The organism is Streptomyces chlorus (assembly GCF_042655885.1).
Taxonomy (GTDB): Bacteria; Actinomycetota; Actinomycetes; order Streptomycetales; family Streptomycetaceae; genus Streptomyces; species Streptomyces chlorus.
Genome location: NZ_JBHSOA010000044.1, coordinates 36637 through 56438 on the forward strand (window position 1 = coordinate 36637; position 19802 = coordinate 56438).

General features: G+C 70.8%; 20 protein-coding genes. 14 read left to right on the forward strand and 6 right to left on the reverse strand.

Annotated elements, in window-relative coordinates; translation table 11 throughout:
• Complete coding sequence (locus ACFPZI_RS21130) at positions 1-819, forward strand: GNAT family N-acetyltransferase (protein WP_381365152.1); 819 nt, start codon at positions 1-3, stop codon at positions 817-819.
• Positions 820-1265: 446 nt separating this feature from the next.
• Here the strand turns inward: ACFPZI_RS21130 and ACFPZI_RS21135 are convergent, their stop codons facing one another.
• The 3 genes from ACFPZI_RS21135 to ACFPZI_RS21145 all read right to left on the reverse strand — a co-directional run bounded on the left by ACFPZI_RS21135 (position 1266) and on the right by ACFPZI_RS21145 (position 3326).
• The gene (locus ACFPZI_RS21135; protein ID WP_381365155.1) at positions 1266-1529 is read right to left on the reverse strand and encodes a GlsB/YeaQ/YmgE family stress response membrane protein; all 264 of its coding nucleotides are present in this window, start codon (positions 1527-1529) and stop codon (positions 1266-1268) included.
• A 285-nt stretch (positions 1530-1814) separates the two neighbouring features.
• Positions 1815-2255: an SPW repeat protein gene (locus ACFPZI_RS21140; RefSeq protein WP_381365157.1), complete on the reverse strand. Its 441-nt coding sequence runs from the start codon at positions 2253-2255 to the stop codon at positions 1815-1817.
• 78 nt (positions 2256-2333) lie between these two features.
• Positions 2334-3326 carry a LysR family transcriptional regulator gene (locus tag ACFPZI_RS21145; RefSeq protein ID WP_381365160.1) on the reverse strand — a complete coding sequence of 331 codons (993 nt, stop codon included), beginning with the start codon at positions 3324-3326 and terminating at the stop codon, positions 2334-2336.
• A 137-nt stretch (positions 3327-3463) separates the two neighbouring features.
• Between ACFPZI_RS21145 and ACFPZI_RS21150 the strand changes: the two genes are divergently transcribed.
• From ACFPZI_RS21150 to ACFPZI_RS21185, 8 genes are all read left to right on the forward strand, one after another.
• A complete protein-coding gene (locus ACFPZI_RS21150) occupies positions 3464-3547 on the forward strand; it encodes a putative leader peptide (RefSeq protein ID WP_350851021.1) in 84 nt (27 codons plus the stop codon).
• A gap of 175 nt (positions 3548-3722) precedes the next feature.
• The gene (sfnG, locus tag ACFPZI_RS21155; RefSeq protein WP_381365162.1) at positions 3723-4841 is read left to right on the forward strand and encodes a dimethylsulfone monooxygenase SfnG; all 1119 of its coding nucleotides are present in this window, start codon (positions 3723-3725) and stop codon (positions 4839-4841) included.
• 50 nt (positions 4842-4891) lie between these two features.
• Complete coding sequence (locus ACFPZI_RS21160) at positions 4892-6109, forward strand: acyl-CoA dehydrogenase family protein (RefSeq protein WP_381365333.1); 1218 nt, start codon at positions 4892-4894, stop codon at positions 6107-6109.
• A gap of 132 nt (positions 6110-6241) precedes the next feature.
• Positions 6242-6802, forward strand: a complete 561-nt coding sequence (gene ssuE, locus ACFPZI_RS21165; RefSeq protein WP_381365165.1) for an NADPH-dependent FMN reductase — start codon at positions 6242-6244, stop codon at positions 6800-6802.
• Positions 6799-7992, forward strand: a complete 1194-nt coding sequence (locus tag ACFPZI_RS21170) for an SfnB family sulfur acquisition oxidoreductase (RefSeq protein ID WP_381365168.1) — start codon at positions 6799-6801, stop codon at positions 7990-7992. Before ssuE ends, ACFPZI_RS21170 begins: the two co-directional genes overlap by 4 nt.
• A 26-nt stretch (positions 7993-8018) precedes the next feature.
• Positions 8019-9167: an LLM class flavin-dependent oxidoreductase gene (locus tag ACFPZI_RS21175; RefSeq protein WP_381365170.1), complete on the forward strand. Its 1149-nt coding sequence runs from the start codon at positions 8019-8021 to the stop codon at positions 9165-9167.
• A gap of 268 nt (positions 9168-9435) precedes the next feature.
• The gene (locus tag ACFPZI_RS21180; RefSeq protein WP_381365172.1) at positions 9436-10338 is read left to right on the forward strand and encodes a glycoside hydrolase family 19 protein; all 903 of its coding nucleotides are present in this window, start codon (positions 9436-9438) and stop codon (positions 10336-10338) included.
• A 122-nt stretch (positions 10339-10460) separates the two neighbouring features.
• On the forward strand, positions 10461-11840 hold the full coding sequence (locus ACFPZI_RS21185) for a PI-PLC domain-containing protein (protein WP_381365175.1): 1380 nt from the start codon (positions 10461-10463) through the stop codon (positions 11838-11840).
• 50 nt (positions 11841-11890) lie between these two features.
• On the opposite strand, the gene ACFPZI_RS21190 is transcribed toward ACFPZI_RS21185, so the two are convergent.
• The gene (locus tag ACFPZI_RS21190; RefSeq protein ID WP_381365178.1) at positions 11891-12352 is read right to left on the reverse strand and encodes a pyridoxamine 5'-phosphate oxidase family protein; all 462 of its coding nucleotides are present in this window, start codon (positions 12350-12352) and stop codon (positions 11891-11893) included.
• Positions 12353-12506: 154 nt separating this feature from the next.
• Between ACFPZI_RS21190 and ACFPZI_RS21195 the strand changes: the two genes are divergently transcribed.
• On the forward strand, positions 12507-12899 hold the full coding sequence (locus ACFPZI_RS21195) for a VOC family protein (RefSeq protein WP_381365180.1): 393 nt from the start codon (positions 12507-12509) through the stop codon (positions 12897-12899).
• Positions 12900-12986: 87 nt separating this feature from the next.
• Complete coding sequence (locus ACFPZI_RS21200; protein WP_381365183.1) at positions 12987-14063, forward strand: adenosine deaminase; 1077 nt, start codon at positions 12987-12989, stop codon at positions 14061-14063.
• On the opposite strand, the gene ACFPZI_RS21205 is transcribed toward ACFPZI_RS21200, so the two are convergent.
• Together ACFPZI_RS21205 and ACFPZI_RS21210 are read right to left on the reverse strand one after the other, a co-directional pair.
• The gene (locus ACFPZI_RS21205; protein WP_381365185.1) at positions 14045-14560 is read right to left on the reverse strand and encodes a mycothiol transferase; all 516 of its coding nucleotides are present in this window, start codon (positions 14558-14560) and stop codon (positions 14045-14047) included. The genes ACFPZI_RS21200 and ACFPZI_RS21205 overlap by 19 nt on opposite strands.
• A 105-nt stretch (positions 14561-14665) precedes the next feature.
• The gene (locus ACFPZI_RS21210; protein ID WP_381365188.1) at positions 14666-15550 is read right to left on the reverse strand and encodes a LysR family transcriptional regulator; all 885 of its coding nucleotides are present in this window, start codon (positions 15548-15550) and stop codon (positions 14666-14668) included.
• Between the two features lie 144 nt (positions 15551-15694).
• Here ACFPZI_RS21210 and mgrA point away from each other — a divergent pair, with 144 nt between their 5' ends.
• From mgrA to ACFPZI_RS21225, 3 genes are all read left to right on the forward strand, one after another.
• Positions 15695-16687, forward strand: coding sequence for an L-glyceraldehyde 3-phosphate reductase (gene mgrA / locus ACFPZI_RS21215; RefSeq protein ID WP_381365191.1), 993 nt, complete (start codon positions 15695-15697; stop codon positions 16685-16687).
• A gap of 299 nt (positions 16688-16986) precedes the next feature.
• Positions 16987-17397, forward strand: coding sequence for a hypothetical protein (locus ACFPZI_RS21220; RefSeq protein ID WP_381365193.1), 411 nt, complete (start codon positions 16987-16989; stop codon positions 17395-17397).
• A 68-nt stretch (positions 17398-17465) separates the two neighbouring features.
• Positions 17466-19799: an ABC transporter ATP-binding protein/permease gene (locus ACFPZI_RS21225; RefSeq protein ID WP_381365195.1), complete on the forward strand. Its 2334-nt coding sequence runs from the start codon at positions 17466-17468 to the stop codon at positions 19797-19799.
• The last annotated feature ends 3 nt before the right edge of the window (positions 19800-19802 follow it).

Genomic DNA, 19802 nt, shown 5'->3' on the forward strand with positions numbered 1-19802 from the left:
ATGGATCACGCCGCGGTACTCGCCCTGTTCGACCGTGAGCTGCGCGAAGGCGCGCGGCCGGACGGCCCCGACGCCCGCGTCGAACGCATCGGCCCGGTGGTGCGCCAGACCGCCCCGCGGCACGGCTGGAACGGCGTCGTCTGGTCCGGCCTGGGCGGGGCGGCGGAGGAGCGGCGCGAGGGCGGCCCGGACCCGCGGGGGACGGATGCGGACGTGGTGATCGCCGCGCAGATCGCGTACTTCACCGGGCTGAACCGCGAGTTCGAGTGGAAGCTGTACGGCCATGATCTGCCCGCGGACCTCGGGCAGCGGCTCGTGGCGGCGGGGTTCACGCCCGGACCCGAGGAGACGCTGATGATCGGCGAGATCCCCGAGCTGCGCCTCGACACCGAGCCCCCCGAGGGCGTCCGGATCGTGCCCGTCACCGACCGGGCGGGCGTCGACCTGGTGGTCGACGTGCACGAGAAGGCGTTCCGGGCCGACGCTTCCTGGCTGCGGCACCAGCTGCTCGACCGGCTCACCGCGGCGCCCGACACCGTGGTCGCCGTGGTGGCCCTGGCCGGCCGGGATCCGGTGAGTGCGGCCCGGATGGAGCTCGTGCCCGGCACCCGGTTCGCCGGTCTCTGGGGTGGAGGCACCGTCGATGCCTGGAGGGGCAGGGGCATCTACCGCGCGCTGGTGGCCCACCGGGCACGGGTCGCCGCCGAGCGCGGCTGCCGCTACCTCCAGGTCGACGCCTCCAGCCAAAGCCGCCCGATCCTGGAACGCCTCGGCTTCGCCCCGCTCACCACGACGATCCCGTACGTGTACGCCCCGTAGTATCGGCCACCACCAGCATCCTGCCCAGGTCCGCCACCCGTTGGGAGCTCCGTGTGTCCGTGTCCTCTGTCGGCTCCGCCGTGCTGTCGATCGGAGCCGTGGCCACCGCGGCGGGCGCTCTCCTGTACGTCCTTCCGGGCCCTGGCCTTCCGGTCCTCGCCGCGGGACCGACGCTCATGGCCGCCGGGGCTGCGGTACGGATCTGCGGCCGTCGTCGTCGGTCCTGAGAGCCCAGTCCTTCGAGGATCACCGCGGGGCACAGTGTCGCGCTGCCTTCGGATCAACTGAGCCGCCGCTGAAGTACCCGCCCCGATCACCTCGTAGGCGCTCCGGCATCCGGGGACACGAACGGGTCCGGCGGGGACACGCACTCTCGCGGCGTGTTCCCGCCGGACCCGTGCCGGTGCTGTTCTCCGTGTGCGCCCCGAGCCGCCGGACCTCTCGCGTCAGCGGCGCATCTTCACCCGGTCCAGCGCGGCCACACCCAATGCGGCGAGGCCGATCTGGATGAGCCACTCGACCCAGTCGACGCCCTTGGTGTCGGCCACCCCGAACGCCGAGGCGATCGCCGAGCCGATGAGCGCGGCGACGATGCCGACGAGGATCGTCCACAGAATCCCGATGCGCTGGCGACCCGGGACCACGAGCCGGCCCAGGACTCCGATGACAATGCCGATGATGATGGCACTGATGATGCCGCCGATCTCCATCTCGCCCCTCCTCCTCGAAACAACTCGCTTGCAGAGCTTGTGCCCACGGTCGGCGGGGGCATTCCCCCGACATCCGGGCCCCGGGCCCCGCGCGCTCGCCCGGCCGCTTCGGGCATGCCCGTCCGGTACGGACGAGCGGGCCGGGTCCGGAGACGAAGGAGCCGGTCCGCGGTGAACGCGGCCCGGCCCGTGCTCGTTCGGTTTCCTTCTGCGGCCGGGAGCCCGGGGTCTGTCGTGTGGATGATGCCGGACCCTACGAGCCCGGCATCATCCAGACGGAAAACCCTAGGTCCTCGGGGCGCTCCTGGACGCCGTGCCGGCGCACATGATGCCGAGCACCAGGGTCAGGGCGCCGATGATGATGTTGTTCCAGATGACGCCCGCGTCCGGATTGGTGCCGACGATCCACGGCGAGACGATCATCCACACGCCGAGGGCGCACATGGCTCCGCTGAGGCCGTACATGCGCGACGGCGCGGCGGTGAAGCCGAGGGCGAGCAGACCGATCGCGATGCCGACGATCAGGTTGTGGGGCACGAGAGCGGGCTGGCTCGTCGTGTAGTGGAGTATCCAGGGGGACACCGCACAGTAGAGGCCGAGCAGGAACACCGGTCCGTCCACCAGGACCACATCACGACCGCCGATCATACGGTCGTACCGTGCCCGCATTTCTGGGGCATCGGGGTGGCTTGTGATGTCACCACGGCGATGCGAGACGTTGGCCATGAGTCGTCTCCTTTGACTAGCAGGCCTGACCGCTTCTGGGGCGGTATACGGTAAGCGCCGCTTGGATTCATTCTGCACTTATTTTCCCTTTATGTGTAGAGGTCGGAATGGGGCGTCCGCCCCGCCCCGTCCTGCCCCGCCCCGCTCCTCCCCACGGGGCTCGGCCGATGTCGCCCGCAGCGCCCGGGCCCGGTGCACGAAGAGGTCGTGCAGGGCGCTGGCCGCCAGCGGCACAGCCTCCGACCTGCGCCTTCGCAGCATGAGCAGCACCCGCACCCGGTCGCCTGCCAGCGGCCGGCACACGATCGCACCCTGCCGCTCCAGCGGATCCCCGACGACACTGAACTCCGGCAGCACCGTCACGCCGAGCCCTTCGGCGACCATCAGCTTGCCCATCTCCGCGCCGTCGGTGGAGTACGCGAACGCCGGCGAGCGGCCCTCCAGGAGCCGGTGCACATAGCGGTGCATCACATAGCCCGAGCGCATCGCGATCAAGGGCTCGGTGAGCAGTTCGTCCGCCGACACCTCCGCCCGCGCCGCCAGCGGGCTGTCCGCCCGCAGGCACACCACGGGCCGACCGCGCAGCAGCTCGGTGGACTCGAACTCGGCCGGCATGTCGTCGCCCTCCAGGTGGTTCACCAGCCCGAGATCGAAACCGCCCTCCAGCAGCGCCCGGTGAATGTCCGTCTGCTGCGCGCCGACCACCTCGACCTGTGTGAGCGGATGCTCGGTCCGGAACTTCCGCACGACCGGCATCAGCAGGGGCACGGTCGCCGCGTTGACCGTGCCGACGCGCACCATCCGCCGGATGCGGTGCTGTTCGCCCGCTGCCGCGCGCAGCCGGTCCACCGCGTCCAGGATGTCGACGATGTGGGGCAGCAACTCCTGCCCCGCCGCGCTCATCGTCGCCCCGGAGCGTTTGCGTTCCAGGAGAGCGACGCCCAGTTCGCGTTCCAGATTCCGTACGGTCTCGCTCAGCGCGGGCTGAGAGAGCCGCAGTTCCTCCGCCGCCCGGCGCAGCGAACCCAGCCGGGTCACGGCCGCGATGTATTCCAGCTGTTCCGTCCGCATGGCGACAGAATGCGGACGCATTCCCGGCCTGTTCAAGGGTTTCCCTGTCACAGGTTCGTGAAATTCAATGGCCCGTCATGCGAGATCTGTCGGGTTTCCCTTGACGGTGACGACCGGGGGCTGCCACGATCGACGGCATGACGAAGCGACTGGACCTCACGCGGCGACGCCACGTCGACCTCGCGCGCGTTTCCAGCGCCTCCTGTCGCGTCGCGGCCTGATCCACCCGATCCGCCGCCCGTTCCGCACGTCGCAGCCGCCTTCGGGGCCACCGCGCGTGCTCTCCCCCCACGCCTGAATTCCGTGCCCTTTCGCGCTGAGTGAATTCGGCGTGCTCACACGCCTGCCTCATACCCCTGACATGCACACCTCTGTATTCCGCAACAGGAGTTCCGCATGCCCGCAGATCCCGTGAAATTCGCCTACTGGGTCCCCAATGTCAGCGGCGGCCTGGTCACCAGCACCATCGAACAACGTACCGACTGGGGATACGAGTACAACCGGGAACTCGCTGTCCTCGCCGAGAACAACGGCTTCGACTACGCCCTCAGCCAGGTGCGTTACATGGCCAGTTACGGTGCTGAATACCAGCACGAGTCCACCGGTTTCAGCCTCGCGCTGCTGCTGGCCACCGAGCGTCTGAAAGTCATCGCCGCCGTCCACCCCGGGCTCTGGCACCCGGGTGTCCTGGCGAAGTTCGGCGCAACCGCCGACCATCTGTCGAACGGCCGCTTCGCGGTCAACGTGGTCAGCGGCTGGTTCAAAGGCGAGTTCACCGCCCTTGGCGAGCCCTGGCTGGAGCACGACGAACGCTACCGCCGCTCCGAGGAGTTCATCCGCGCGCTGCGTACCATCTGGACCGAGGATCACGCCGAACTCGCCGGTGACTTCTACCGGTTGCGTGACTTCTCGCTCAAGCCCAAGCCGCTGAACACACAGGAGCGTCCGCACCCGGAGATTTTCCAGGGCGGCAACTCCACTGCCGCCCGCGCCATGGCCGGCCGGGTCTCCGACTGGTACTTCTCCAACGGCCGGAACCACGACGGGGTCGTCGAACAGATCGCGGACGTCCACCGGGCCGCTGCCCTGGCCGGGCGCAGGCCCCCGAAGTTCGGCCTCAACGGATTCCTCATCGCCCGCGACACCGAGGCCGAGGCCCGCGACACCCTCCGGGAGATCGTCGCCAAGGCCGACTCCGAGGCTGTCGAGGGCTTCGGTGCTGCCGTCAAGCAGGCCGGCAGGTCCACGGCCGACGGCAGGGGCATGTGGCAGGACTCCACATTCGAGGACCTGGTCCAGTACAACGACGGCTTCCGTACCGGGCTGATCGGCACCCCGGAGCAGATCGCCGAGCGGATCGTCGCCTACAAGCGGCTCGGCGTGGACCTCCTTCTCCTCGGCTTCCTGCATTACCACGAGGAGGTCGAGTACTTCGGCCGCCGCGTCCTGCCCTTGGTGCGCGAACGGGAGGCCGCCCTTCCCGCCGCCACCGACTCCGTACGCGTACACGCCTGACCGCACCCACGAACACCCCCACCAACACGCCCATGAGAAAGGCCGAACCGATGAGCACCGCCACACCCACCGACTGGCACGTCCGCCCCGCTCCGCGCACCGCCGAGGACTGGATCGCCCGTGCCGCGGCCGTCGCCGCCGTCCTCGCCACGGATGCCGCCGCCCGCGACCGTGCGGGCGCCGCTCCGCACGAGGAGGTGCGGCTGCTGAAGGACTCCGGCCTCGTCACCCTGCTCGGTCCCGTCGAGCACGGCGGCGGAGGCCAGAACTGGATCACCGCCTACCGGGTGATCCGGGAGATCGCCAAGGCCGACGGTTCCCTCGGTCAGCTCCTCGGCTACCACTACCTGTGGAACTGGGCGGCCCGGTTGGTCGGCACCCGTGAGCAGTGGGAGCACGTGGAGGCGGAGGCCGCTCGAAACCGCTGGTTCTTCGGCGGCGCCGTCAACCCGCGCGACCGGAATGTCGTGGTCACCGAGGACGGCGACGACCTGGTCTTCACCGGCCGCAAGTCCTTCTCCACCGGCAGCAGGATCTCCGACGTCACCGTTCTGGAGGGTGTCCTGGAGGGGACCGACCAGCACGTCTTCGCGATCGTGCCCTCGGACAGCGCGGGACTGACCTTCCACGACGACTGGGACAACATCGGCCAGCGGCTCACCGAGAGCGGCAGTGTCACCATCGACGGGGTCCGCACCCCCTGGTCGTCCGCGGCCGGATACGTCGGCAAGGAGTTCCGGCCGCGCGTCTACAACACCCTCAACGTCCCCACCATCCAGCTGGTCTTCGTCAGCTTCTACCTCGGCATCGCGGCCGGCGCGCTGGAGACGGCGGCCACCTACACCCGTACCAGGACCCGGTCCTGGCTGCACGGCGGCCACGACCGCGCGGTCGACGAGCCGTACGTCGTCGACACCTACGGCGACCTCACCGCGAAGCTGTGGGCGGTCGAGGCCCTGGCCGACGCCGTCGCCGCCGAGGGACAGAAGCTGCACGACGACCCCGACGCGGTCACCGAGCAGGCGCGCGGCGACTTCGAGGTGCGGGTGGCCGCGGTCAAGGCCCGCGCCACCGATGCCGCCCTGGAGATCGCGAGCCGCGTCTTCGAGGTGACCGGCGCCCGCTCCACCACCACGGCCGAGGGACTCGACCGGTTCTGGCGCAACATCCGCACCCACACGCTGCACGACCCGGTCGCCTACAAGCGCCGGGAGGTCGGACGCTGGGTCCTCGAGGGCGAACTGCCCGAACCCACCTGGTACTCCTGACGCCCCGGGGCGTCCGCCGGTCGCGGGCGCCCCGCACCTCCTGGCCTCCGGGTCTTCGGGTCTCCCGAAAACCTCACGGAGCCTGCGTGAGTCCTGAGCCTTCCGAATCCCGAGTCTTCCGAAAGAGGACCCATGGCCACCGTCCTGTCCGTCTCCGGCAGTCCCTCCGCCGCCTCCCGTACCAACAGGCTGCTGCGCCACCTGGACCAGCGGCTGACCGCGCAGGGTCACGAGGTGATCCCGCTCGACGTGCGCACCCTCCCTGCCGAGGCGCTGCTCGGCGCGGACTTCCGCCACCCGGCCGTCGTGGAGGCCGCCGAACTGTTCGCCCGTGCCGACGGCGTGGTCGTCGGCACTCCCGTCTACAAGGCGTCGTACTCCGGTGTCCTCAAGGCGCTCCTCGACCTGCTGCCGCAGTACGCGCTGACCGGCAAGACGGTGCTGCCGCTGGCCACCGGCGGTACCACCGCCCACGTCCTGGCCATCGACTACGCCCTGCGCCCGGTCCTGAACTCCATGGGTGCGGCCCACATCGTGCAGGGCTGGTTCACCCTCGACAAGGACATCACCGTGCACGACGACGGCTCGCTGGCCGTCGCCCAGGGCGCCGCCGAGGCCCTCGCCCAGGTGGTCGACCAGTTCTCGGCGGCCCTGCGCCCCACCGCGCCGGCGACGCTGGCGGTCGCGAGTTGACCGGGGGCGCCGCGCACGTCATCGCCGGCGACGCGGAAGCGCTCGCCGTCGCCGCCGCCCTGGCCGAGGAGTTCCGCGCGGAGGCCTCCGCGCGTGATGCCGAACGCAGGCTGCCGCGTGCGGAGGTGGACCGGCTCGCCTCGTCCGGTCTGCTCGCCGTCACCGTCCCGGCCGAGTACGGCGGGGCGGACGTGAGCCAGGAGACCCTGGCCGAGATCTTCCGGCTGCTGGCCGCGGCCGACGCCAGCCTCTCCCAGATCCCACAGAGCCATTTCGTCTACGTCAATGTGATCGCCCGTCAGGGAACCGACGTGCAAAGGGCGTTCTTCTTCGAAGAACTACTCGCGGGCCGCCAGTTCGGCAACGCCCAGTCCGAGGCGGGCACCCGCCACGTCCAGGACATCCGCACCCGCCTGGAGCCCCGGCCGGACGGGTCGTACGTCCTCAAGGGCGTCAAGCACTACGCCACCGGGGCCCTCTACGCCGACTGGATCCCCGTCCTGGCCCGCGCCGAGGACGACAACCTGCACGTCGCCTTCGTCCCGCGGGACGCCCCCGGCCTCACCGTGATCGACGACTGGGACGGCATGGGGCAGCGGACCACGGCCAGCGGCACCGTGCGCCTGGACGGTGTCCCGGTGGCCGCCGACCGGATCTTCCCGCACCATCTCACCTTCCGGGGCCCACAACTGCACGGAGCTGCAGCCCAGTTGCTGCACGCCGCGATCGACACGGGGATCGCCGGGGGAGCGCTGGCGGAGGCCGCCGAGTTCGTCCGGACGAAGAGCCGCCCCTGGTTCGAGAGCGGCTTCGACGCCGCGGCAGACGATCCCCTGCTCGTCCAGCGGTTCGGTGAACTCGCCATCGGTGTAAGGGCGTCGGAGGCGCTGCTGCGGGAGGCCGCCCGTGCCGTGGACACCGCCCGCGCCGGTCTCACCGATGCCTCGGCCGCCGAGGCGTCCATCGCGGTGGCCGCCGCGAAGGCGCACGCCGCCGACACCGCGGTCGAGGTGGCCGGCGCGCTCTTCGAGGTCGCCGGCACCCGCGCGGCCCTCAATTCCCTGAATCTGCACCGGCACTGGCGCGACGCTCGCACCCACACCCTGCACGACCCGGTGCGCTGGAAGATCCAGCACATAGGCCGGTACGTGCTGAGCGGGACCCCACCGCCCCGCCACGGCCTGCTCTGACGAACGCACTTGATCGGAGACCCCTCGTGTCCCTCACCTTCCACTGGTTCCTGCCCACCAACGGCGACAGCCGCCATGTCGTCGGCGGCGGCCACGGCACCCCGGCGTCCGCCTCGGGCCGGGACCGGCCGCCGACCGTCGCCTATCTGAGCCAGATCGCCCGTGCCGCGGAGCAGCTCGGCTTCGTGGGTGCCCTGACCCCCACCGGCGCATGGTGCGAGGACGCCTGGCTGACCACCGCCATGGTCAGCCAGCACACCGAACGGCTGAAGTTCCTGGTCGCCTTCCGGCCCGGGTTCGTCTCGCCCACGCTCGCCGCGCAGATGGCGTCCACCTTCCAGCGGCAGACCGGTGGACGGCTCCTGCTCAACGTCGTCACCGGCGGTGAGAGCCATGAGCAGCGCGCCTACGGCGACTTCCTCGACAAGGACGCCCGCTACCGCCGAACCGGCGAATTCCTGCGGATCGTAAGGGACTTGTGGGGTGGTGAGACCGTCACCCTGGACGGGGAGCACCTGAGTGTGCAGGACGCTTCCCTGGCCCGGGTGCCCGACCCGGTGCCCGAGGTGTATTTCGGCGGTTCCTCGCCCGCCGCTGTGGAGGCGGCCGCCCGGCACGTCGACGTCTATCTCACCTGGGGCGAGCCGCCCGCGCAGGTCGCCGAGAAGATCGAACGGGTTCGGTCGGCCGCCGCCCGCGAGGGCCGCACCCTGCGGTTCGGCATCCGGCTGCACGTCATCACCCGAGACACTGCCGAACAGGCCTGGTCCGAGGCGTTCCGGCTGCTCGACGGATTCGATCAGGAGACCGTGCGCTCCGTACAGGCCGGACTCGCCCGGAGCGAGTCCGAGGGGCAGCGGCGCATGCTCACCCTGCACGGTGGCAGCCAGGGCGGGCTGGAGATCCACCCCAACCTCTGGGCGGGTATCGGGCTGGTGCGCGGAGGAGCGGGCACCGCCCTGGTCGGCAGCCACGACGAGGTCGTCGAGCGGATCAGGGAGTACCACGCCCTGGGCATCGAGGAGTTCGTCCTCTCCGGCTATCCGCACCTGGAAGAGGCGTACTGGTTCGGCGAGGGCGTCCTGCCCCGCCTCGCGGCACAGGGGCTGTGGCGACCCCCCTTCCAGGAGGCCGTGGAGCCCGCAGTCCCCGCCCAGGTGCCGTTCGCGCGCTAGAGGAGGACGTGGCGGAAGGGGGCACGGCGGGCTCTTTCGGGACGGTCAACCGGCCTTTCTCCAGTGGGCAATTGGCATCCGGGACGGGGCCTCGAGGGTCGGCCGGTCCACACGCTTGACTGGTACAGACCAATGCGGTTGAGTGAGGGTGACACCCCCCACCACGGCCGCCCCACCCCGTGGCCGGCCCCGCCGGCGCGTGCGGCGAGACTCCGCTCCGGCATGCCCTCGCTCGGGAGCGGCCGTGTCCCGCATAGGAGTTGATCCCTTGTCGAGACGCCGCATTTCCAGTGTCCTGGCCGCCGCCGTCATCGCCGCCGGCGCACCGGTGCTCCTCCCCGCCGCGACCGCCACCGCCGCCTCGGCCGCCGCCGCGTGTTCCAGCTACCCGAACTGGGTCGCCGGGCAGTGGTACAACGCCGGTGACATCGTCCGCTACACCGACGGCCGGGCGTACATCGCCGAGCACGGCAATCCGGGCTACGACCCGATCATCAGTACCTGGTACTGGGAGCCGTACTCCTGTGACGGCGGCCCCGGAACCCCGGTCGGTAACTTCGTCGTGACCGAGGCGCAGTTCAACCAGATGTTCCCGAACAGGAACCCCTTCTACACGTACAGCGGGCTCACCGCCGCCCTCAGCGCCTATCCCGGCTTCGCGAAGACAGGCAGCGACACGGTGAAGAAGCAGGAGGCCGCGGCCTTCCTCGCCAACGCCAGTCACGAGACCGGCGGCCTGGTACACGTCGTGGAGCAGAACACCGCCAACTACCCGCACTACTGCGACTGGAGCCGGCCCTACGGCTGCCCGGCCGGCCAGGCCGCCTACTACGGGCGCGGGCCGATCCAGCTGAGCTGGAACTTCAACTACAAGGCTGCGGGCGACGCGTTGGGCCTCGACCTGCTGGGCAACCCCTGGCTGGTGCAGAACGACTCCTCCGTGGCCTGGAAGACGGCCCTGTGGTACTGGAACACCCAGACCGGCCCCGGTTCCATGACCCCGCACAACGCCATGGTCAACCAGGCCGGCTTCGGGCAGGCGATCCGCAGCATCAACGGCTCCCTGGAGTGCGACGGCCGCAATCCCGCACAGGTGCAGAGCAGGGTGACCAAGTACCAGCAGTTCACCCAGATCCTCGGGACGTCACCCGGCGGCAACCTGTACTGCTGACACAGGACGTCCGGGCATGGTGTCATGCCCCTGACCATTTGTGACCCGGCCGCGTGCCGCCCACGTTCCCTCCGCGTACGTGGGCGGCACGCGGCCATCCTTCGGACTGAAGGGCACCCGCCATGCGCACCCCCCACGCCCTGCTCGCCGCGACCGTCACGACGACCGCGCTGGTCGCGGCGGTCGTGACGCCCACCCCCGCCGCGGGGGCCGACGCGGTACCGGCGCCCGGCACCTTCTATGTGCAGAGCGCCGCCACCGGTCTCAACGCGGCCGCCGGCGCCGGGGCCGTCGAGCAGCACCGGCCTCGCGGCAACGAGGACCACCAGCAGTGGAACCTGAGGGCGAGCGGCTCCTCGCACCTCCTGGAGAACACGGACACCCCGGGCACCTGCCTGGGCCGCGCCGGCGACCAGGCCAGGACTGTCCCTTGTGCGAGCGCCGACGCGGCCTGGGACATCGCTCCCGCCGGCGCCGACCGGTACACGCTCGCCGCCCCCGGCACCGACCGGCGCCTCGCGGTCGCCCCCAGACCCTCCGGCGCCAACCACCCCGCCCAACTCGCCGTCTCCGCAGGATCCTCGGACCTCGCCCACTGGTATCTCACCCCGGTCTCTCCCGTCACCCGGCCCATGCCGCCCCAGGACAGCCGCACCCTGGACCAGGTCACCTTCCTCACCTCGCACAACGCCTACGCCAACGGAGTCGACGGCGGCTTCGCCCCGCCCTTCGTCAACTTCTTCCCCAACCAGACGCGAGGCATCGAACGCCAACTCGCCGACGGGGTGCGCGGATTCATGCTGGACATCCACCAGGCCCCGGACGGCGCGATCCTCTGCCACAACAGCTGCACCCTGGTCAGCAGGCCCGTCGCGCTCTGGGTCGACCTCCAGCGCATGGTCGACTTCCTCAAGGCCCGCCCCGACCAGGTCGTCACCGTATTCCTGGAGGACTACGTCGACCCCGGCGTGCTGCGCGCCGAACTCGCCCGCGTCAACGGCCTGTCGGACGTGCTCCACCGGCCGGACCGCACCGGCGTACGGGAGAAGGGGTGGCCGACGCTGGCGGACATGACCGCCACCGGGCAGCGACTGCTGATTTTCAGTGACCACAGCCGCTCCGCCGATCAGTCCGCCGGACTGACCCGGGACAGCTTCGGCGTCATGTACCAGCGCGAGTGGACCGTCGAGAACCACTGGTCCATGGGCTCGGGCGTCGGCGCCTCCGACTGGTCCTGCCACAGCCGCTGGTACGACGCCGGCACCAACATCCCGCTCACCCGTACCGAGCCGGGGTTCCGTCCGCTCTTCGTCATGAACCACTTCCGGGACGCCCCGGTCGCCGACACGGCCGGCACGGACAACAGCAAGCTCGCCGACCGCGCCCGCAGGTTCTGCCAGCCCGCCGCCCGCAAGAAGCCCAACTTCCTCGCCGTGGACCGCTACGACCTCGGCAACCCGGCGGAGGCCGTCGACGCCCTCAACACCTACACATATCCGTAACCCGGTGCGGAGCGAGGAGGGCCGATGCGGGTCCGGCGCCGCAAGGCGCCCTACAGCAGCCAGATTCCGTCCCGCATGAGATGCCGCTTCGGCAGTTCGTGTTCCTCGCACCAGGCCTGCACGGCCCGGGGGCGCACCCGGAAGAACGCGTAGCCGGCCCGGTCCGCGCGCGGATCCCATCCGGTCTTCTCCCGGAACGCCTCCGCCGCCACCGGCGGCACCTCCCGTGCGTCGTACGTCTCCACCACGCCGTCGATCAGGACGACGTCCCGCGTGTCGCCGAACGCCAGCCGGGTTCGGCCGCCCTCCCGCAGATTGCGGCCGGTGGGGTTGGCCGGCCGGGTCGCCAGCCAGACGGCTTCGCCGTCCCACGCGAACCACAGCGGTACCAGGCAGGGCAGCCCCTCGGCGTCCGCCGAGGCCACCCAGATGTCCTTCTCCCGCTCCAGACGGTCCAGGACATCGTTTCTGCGCTGCTCCCGACTCCGCTGCGGTGGCTTGATGATCTTCATGTGCGGACAGTAGCCGAGCGATCCACCCGGACGCCTCGGGCCGGCGTCGTAGGTCTTCGGGCCCAGGGCCTGGGCACTGCCGGGAGGAGAACTGGCGCATCCGTACGTTTTACGTATAACCTCTGCCGATCGATCCCACCCCGAAGAGGTCCCGATGAGACGTGTCGCCCTGGTCACCCTGGTCGTCGACGACTACGACGAGGCGATCCGCTTCTACACCGAGACCCTCGGCTTCCGGCTCGCCGAGGACACCCCCCGGCCCGACGGCTCCCGCTGGGTCGTCGTCGCACCGGACACGGGCAGCACCGGCACCGGCCTGCTGCTCGCCCGCGCCAAGGGTGACGGCCAGCGCGCCCGTGTCGGTGACCAGACCGGCGGGCGCGTCGGCTTCTTCCTGCACACCGACGACTTCGCACGCGACCACGCCCGGATGGCGGCCGCGGGCGTGACCTTCCTGGAGAGTCCGCGCCACGAACCGTACGGCTCGGTCGCCGTCTTCCAGGACCTGTACGGCAACCGCTGGGACCTGCTCCAGCCCGCCGACTGATCCCGCACACCGGCATCGCCACCGATTCAGCCCCCGCTCCGCCCTCACCTCCGACACCGACACCGAACCGCTGAGGAACGCCCGCCCATGACCGCGCCCCGCATCACCCCCGACACCGACACCCTCCGCCGGCTGCCCAAGGCCGTGCTGCACGACCACCTCGACGGCGGACTGCGCCCCGCCACCGTGGTGGAGCTCGCGGACACGGTCGGCCACACCCTGCCCACCACCGACCCGGACGAGCTCGCCGCCTGGTACGTCGAGGCCGCCGACTCCGGTGACCTGGTGCGCTACATAGCCACCTTCGAGCACACCCTCGCCGTCATGCAGACCCGCGAGGGACTGCTGCGCACCGCCGAGGAGTATGTGCTGGACCTCGCCGCCGACGGTGTCGTCTACGGCGAGGTCCGCTACGCCCCCGAGCTGATGACGAAGGGCGGACTGACCCCGTCCGAGGTGGTCGAGGCCGTGCAGGAGGGCCTCGCGGCCGGTATGGCCAAGGCCGCCGCCGCGGGGACGCCGGTGCGGGTCGGAACGTTGCTGTGCGGCATGCGGATGTTCGACCGGACGCGGGAGATCGCCGACCTGGTGGTGGCGTTCCGGGACGCGGGCGTCGTGGGCTTCGACATCGCCGGCGCCGAGGACGGCTTCCCCGCCGCCGATCACCTGGACGCCTTCGAGCACCTGCGCCGCGAGAGCGTGCCGTTCACCGTTCACGCCGGCGAGGCCCACGGCCTGCCCAGCATCCACCAGGCCGTCCAGCTGTGCGGCGCCCAGCGCATCGGTCACGGCGTGCGGATCACCGAGGACATCGTCGACGGCAAGCTCGGCCGGCTCGCGGGCTGGGTCCGCGACCGCCGTATCGCGCTGGAGATGTGCCCCACCTCCAACCTCCAGACCGGGGCCGCCGGTTCGATCGCCACGCACCCCATCACCGCGCTGAAGGACCTCGGCTTCCGGGTCACCCTCAACACGGACAACCGGCTGGTGTCCGGCACCACGATGACCCGTGAGATGTCCCTGCTGGTGGAGCAGGCCGGCTGGACCGTCGAGGACCTGCGGACCGTCACGGTGAACGCCGTCAAGAGTGCGTTCCTCCCGTTCGACGAGCGCAACGCCCTGCTCAGGGACGTGGTCCTGCCCGGCTACGACTCCGTGCGCTGAAGCAGTCCCCGTACGTAGGCGGCCTGTCCGGCGTGCTGGAGATCGTCGGACAGGACGCTGACCAGGCGCACCCCCAGGCTCACCGGCGGGTCCCAGCGCTCGTCCACGATGCGCTCCAGATCCTTGGCGGCCAGTGCGCGCAGGGCGTCCACGGTCTGCTCGTGCACCGCGTCGTAGTAGCCGGTGAGGAGGTCGCCCGAGTCGACCCGTACCTCGGCGACCCGCTCCGGGGTGTGGCCGTACCCGGTGTCGTGGCGGGGCAGGCCGAGCGCGAACCGCTTCTCGAAGCCCTGGGCGAGCCACACCTGGTCGAGCCCGAAGGCGTCCGCGACATGGTCGTCCTGGACCCGGGTGAGGTGCCAGACCAGCCAGGCGACAGAGTTGGCGCCCGGGGCCGGCGAAGTGTTCAGGGCACCGGGGCCGAGCCCGGTCACGGCGGCGTGGACCTCTTCGCGGATCCTGCCGTAGCCGTCGATGAGGATATCCTTGGCAAGCATGGGACCACCCTCGCGCATCCCGCCGTCGTACGCGCCCTGTTTGCCCCCATGGGTGCCCCGCCGACCGTGCGCGGGCACGCGCCCTCCTTCTCCGTGCGCCGGTCGCTACGCCTCCCCGCCGTCCAGCAGAGCCATCAGTGCCCGCGCCGCCGGGCTGGTCGCCTCCTCGGGCGGGACCAGCACCACACTTTCGTACACCGACTCACGGGTGTCCTTCAGCGGCAGCGCGGTCAGCGCCGCGCGCTTGTGCCGGAAATGCTGGGGGACGACGGCGATGCCGAGGTTCTCGTCGACCAGGTCCAGCAGACTGTGCACGTCGTTCACCTCCAGCGCCACCGTGCGCCGTACGCCGGCAGCGGCGAACGCGGTGTCGGTGACGCGGCGCGGGCCCCAGTCGGGATGGAAGTCCACGAACACCTCGCCGCCCAGATCGTGCGGGGCCGGCGGCGCCCCGGCCCGTGCCAGGCGGTGATCGGGATGGCAGAGCACGGTCATCGGCTCGCTGGTGAGGGCCACCGACCGCAACTGGTCGGGGTCCGTGTGGGTCCGGTAGGCGAAGGCCAGGTCGAGGCGTCCCGCCGCGACCTCCTCCGCCAGTGCCGCCGAGCCCCCTTGCCGCAGCCGGATCTCCACGTCCGGATGGCGCCGCCGGAAATCGGCCAGCAGCTCCGCCGGATGCACCCCGGCGATGCACTGCTCGGCGCCCAGGGCGAGCGTGCCGCGCAGCACTCCCTGTACCGCGGCCACCGCCTCGTGCGCCGCCCGCACCTGCGCCAGGATCCGCTCGGCCTCCACCAGCAGCGCACGTCCGGCCTCCGTGAGCGTCACCCTCCGGGTCGTCCGTACGAACAACGGCGTCTGCAGCTCGCGCTCCAGGGAGCGGATCGACGCCGAAAGACCCGACTGGGAGACCAGTAGCCGCTCCGCCGCGCGGGTGAAGTGCTGGTCCTCGGCGACGGCGACAAAATGCTGAAGGTGACGCAGTTCCATGATTGAGAAGCGTATTCGCTGAATTCCATCGGATTCTTCTGTTGGACCGCTGCCCGCGGACCACGACAGAGTGGAACCCGGTTCTGGTTCCACGGAGCCGGACACCCGTGCACCCCCTCTGTGTACCAACCCCCTGGAGTCGCGTTGTACACCCCGCACCCCGACCGTTACGCGGACCTGCCCTACCGGCGCACCGGACGCAGCGGGCTCAGGCTTCCCGCGCTCTCGCTCGGCCTGTGGCACAACTTCGGTCCCGACCGCCCCGCCGAGACCCAGCGCGCCATCCTGCGCCGCGCCTTCGACCTCGGTGTCACCCACTTCGACCTCGCCAACAACTACGGCCCGCCCCCCGGTGCCGCCGAGTCCGCCCTCGGTGAGGCCCTGCGTGCGGACTTCGCGCCGTACCGCGACGAGCTGGTGATCTCCACCAAGGCCGGCTATCTGATGTGGCCCGGTCCGTACGGCGAATGGGGATCCCGCAAGTCCCTGCTGTCCTCGCTGGACCGGAGCCTGGGCCGCATGGGCCTGGATTACGTCGACGTCTTCTACTCGCACCGCTTCGACCCGGACACTCCGCTGGAGGAGACGATGGGAGCCCTGCATTCGGCGGTCCAGCAGGGCAAGGCGCTCTACGTCGGTGTCTCCAACTACTCCGCGGAGCAGACCCGCGAGGCCGCCCGCATCCTGGGCGAGCTGGGCACCCCGCTGCTGATCCACCAGCCCCGCTACTCGATGCTCGACCGGCGCCCGGAGGACGAGGGTCTGCTGGACGCCCTGGACGAGCTCCGGGTCGGTTCCATCGCCTACTCCCCGCTGGAGCAGGGTCTGCTGACCGCCCGTTACCTCGACGGCATCCCCGAGGACTCCCGGGCCGCGAGCGACAGCCCGTTCCTGAACACCGACGCCGTCACCGGTGAGCTGGTGGAGCGGCTGCGCACGCTGAACGGGATCGCCGAGTCCCGCGGCCAGACCCTCGCGCAGATGGCGCTCGCCTGGGTGCTGCGCGGCGGCCGCGTGACCTCGGCCCTGGTCGGGGCGAGCAGCCCGCGGCAGCTGGAGGACAGTGTCGCGGCCACCCGCAACCTCGACTTCGACGCGGACGAACTGGCCCGCATCGACGCCGTCGTCAAGCAGTAGGGCCGGCGCCCGGGCAGATCCTTTCCGGCCGTGTCGTCGACGTCATGACGGCGCGGCCGGCGCCGTGCCAGGTCGCTCCCTGCCGTGCCGGGTACCGCGCACACACCATTCTGGCCAACAGGAGAGGCGAATATGCCAGGAGAGTGGCCGGAAAGGCATGGTGACAGTGATTCAGCGGTGAACATACTCGACAACGAGAGCGCTTCACCCCGCGCAATGGCGCCCTCACGCACAGCACGCGACCCACCGGAGAGCGAGCCCGGTCGGCCGACGGGCAACGCAACCGGGGGGAGAGAATCGTGCACGACGAGTTCCTGTGCCACGTCACGGCGTACGGAGTCTGCGACGGCCGCCGCATCGGTGTACCCCTCGGCACGTACCGCGCTCCCACCCTGGCCCTCGCCCTGTGGTGGCTGCGCGACCGTGCCTCCTGGATCGCCGAGCGCCTCGACCCGCAGCCGGAGGCCGAGCACTTACCTCCGGGTGCGCTCGTCCCCGTCGCCGACGGGGTGCCCGACGTGCCCGCCGTGCTGCGTGCCTGGTGCGGCGACGTCGCCCGACAGGAGGAAATGGCCGAGTCCCTGGCCGCCGGACAGATGGTGCGCCTCGCCACCGGCGACGACACCACCGAGTACGAGCTCCTGGCCGAGTCCGTGGACGCCCTGCGGATGCAGCGCGCGGCCCCGGTCCTGAGCGTCCCCGTCGCCTGATCCACGCCCCCGCCCGGCCCCACCCGCCACGTCAGGCACTCGAACGGGCTAATCGGTAGAATCCAGGCATGGTCGAGCGGCCGGTCGCACCGGAGCTCCTCGTGGAGACCGACAGCGGCTCCACCCTGATGAGCCCGGTCCGCGACTACCACGTCGGACGCGACCCGTTGAGCGACATCGTCATGGACGACGCCCGGGTCTCCTGGCACCACGCGGTGCTCCACCCCGGTGACGGCCACTGGACCATCGAGGACGAGCGCAGCACCAACGGCACCTACACCGACGGCCACCGCGTACACGTGAGGGACGTGGGCCCCGGCAGCGTCATCCGCTTCGGCAGTCCTCAGGACGGACCGAGTGCCGTCCTGATCGACCGGCCGCCACCGCCCGCACCCGAACGCCCCTCCGCCGTGTCGAGCCCCGCCCTGACCGGCACCTACCGGCGGCCCAGCACCGTACGGCCGCTGCCCGCCCGCACTGCCCGTATCGGCCGCGCCGCCGACAACGACCTCGTCATCGACGATCTCGTGGTCTCCCGCCGGCACGCCGAACTGAGGGCGCTGTCCGACGGGACGTACGAGATCGCCGACCTCGGCAGCCACAACGGCACCTACCTCAACGGCAGGCCCGTCACCAGCGCCCCGGTCGGCCCCGGTGACATCGTCGGCATCGGCCACTCCGCGCTCTGCCTCGTCGGCGACGAACTCCAGGAGTACGTCGACACCGGCGAGATCTCCCTCGACGTGCAGGACCTCACCGTCGCCGTCGACCACGGCCGCAGGACCCTGCTCGACCGGGTGTCGTTCCCGGTGGGGGAGAAATGCCTGCTCGCCGTGGTCGGCCCGAGCGGCGCGGGCAAGTCCACCCTCCTCAACGCCCTCACCGGACAGCGTCCCGCCGACCACGGCACCGTCCTCTACGACGGCCGCGACCTCTACCGCGACTACGCCGAACTGCGCCAGCGCATCGGCCTCGTCCCACAGGACGACATCCTGCACGCCCAGCTCACCGTCCGCAGCGCTCTGTCCTACGCCGCCGAACTCCGCTTCCCGCAGGACACGGCCAAGGCCGAACGCCGCGCCCGGGTCGACGAGGTCATCCGCGAACTCGGCCTGGAAGAGCGGGCGGAGCAGCCCGTGCACAGCCTCTCCGGCGGTCAGCGCAAACGCGTCAGCGTCGCCCTGGAACTCCTCACCAAGCCGTCCCTGCTGTTCCTCGACGAGCCGACCTCCGGTCTGGATCCGGGGATGGACCGCTCGGTGATGCACATGCTGCGCGCCCTGGCCGACGACGGCCGCACCGTCATCGTCGTCACCCACAGCGTGCTCAGCCTGGACGTGTGCGACCGGCTCCTCATGCTCGCCCCCCAAGGGCGCGTCGCCTACTACGGACCGCCCGAGGACGCCCTCGCGTTCTTCGGATTCGAGCAGTGGCCGGAGGCCTTCGAGGCCTTCGAGCGCGACCGGGACCGCGACTGGGCGGGCGACTACCGTGCCTCGCCCTTCCACGGCAGGTACATCGCCGACGCCGCCGCCCAGCCCCGGCAGCAGACGGCCGGACCGGTCGCCGTCGCCCCGCCGCCCCGGCCGCGCAGCCGCACCGCGCAGCTCGGCACCCTCGTACGCCGGTACACCGCCGCGCTCAGCGCGGACCGCACGTTCCTCGCCATCATGATCGCGCTGCCCTTCGTGATGGGAGCGATGGCCCGTGCCCTGGCCGGCGGCACCCTGACCCGGAGCACCGCGATGAACGCCCTGCTCATCCTGTGCGTCGGCGCCGTCCTCACGGGCGCCGCCAACGCCGTGCGGGAACTCGTCAAGGAACGCCCGATCCACCGGCGCGAACGGGCCGTCGGCCTGTCCAGATCGGCGTACCTGATGTCGAAGATCATCGTGCTGGGCACGGTCACCGTGCTGCAGGCGGTGGTGCTCACCCTGGTCGCCCTGCTCGGGGTCGACCTCAACGCACCAGACGGTGAAGGCGTGTTGATGCCGCCCCTGGTGGAGATCACGGTGGCCGTGGCCCTGCTCGGCTTCACCGCCATGATGCTCGGCCTGCTCGTCTCCGCGCTGGTGCGCAAGGAGGAGGTGACGATGCCGCTGCTGGTGCTGCTGGCCATCGTCCAGGTCGTCTTCTGCGGTGCCCTGCTGAAACTGGACGGCGTGCCCGTCCTGGAACAACTGTCCTGGCTGGTGCCCTCGCGCTGGGCGTTCGGCGCGATGGCCGGCACCGTCGACCTGGCCGGGATCACGCCGGGGGAGGCCACAGCGGACCCGCTCTTCCAGCACTCCCCGGGAGTGTGGCTGCTCAATGTGGCGATGCTGCTGGTCCTGTCGGCGCTGTTCGCGTTCGCCGTGTCGCGGCTGCTGCGCCGCCACGAACCCGCCGTGATGCGGAGGTAGCCG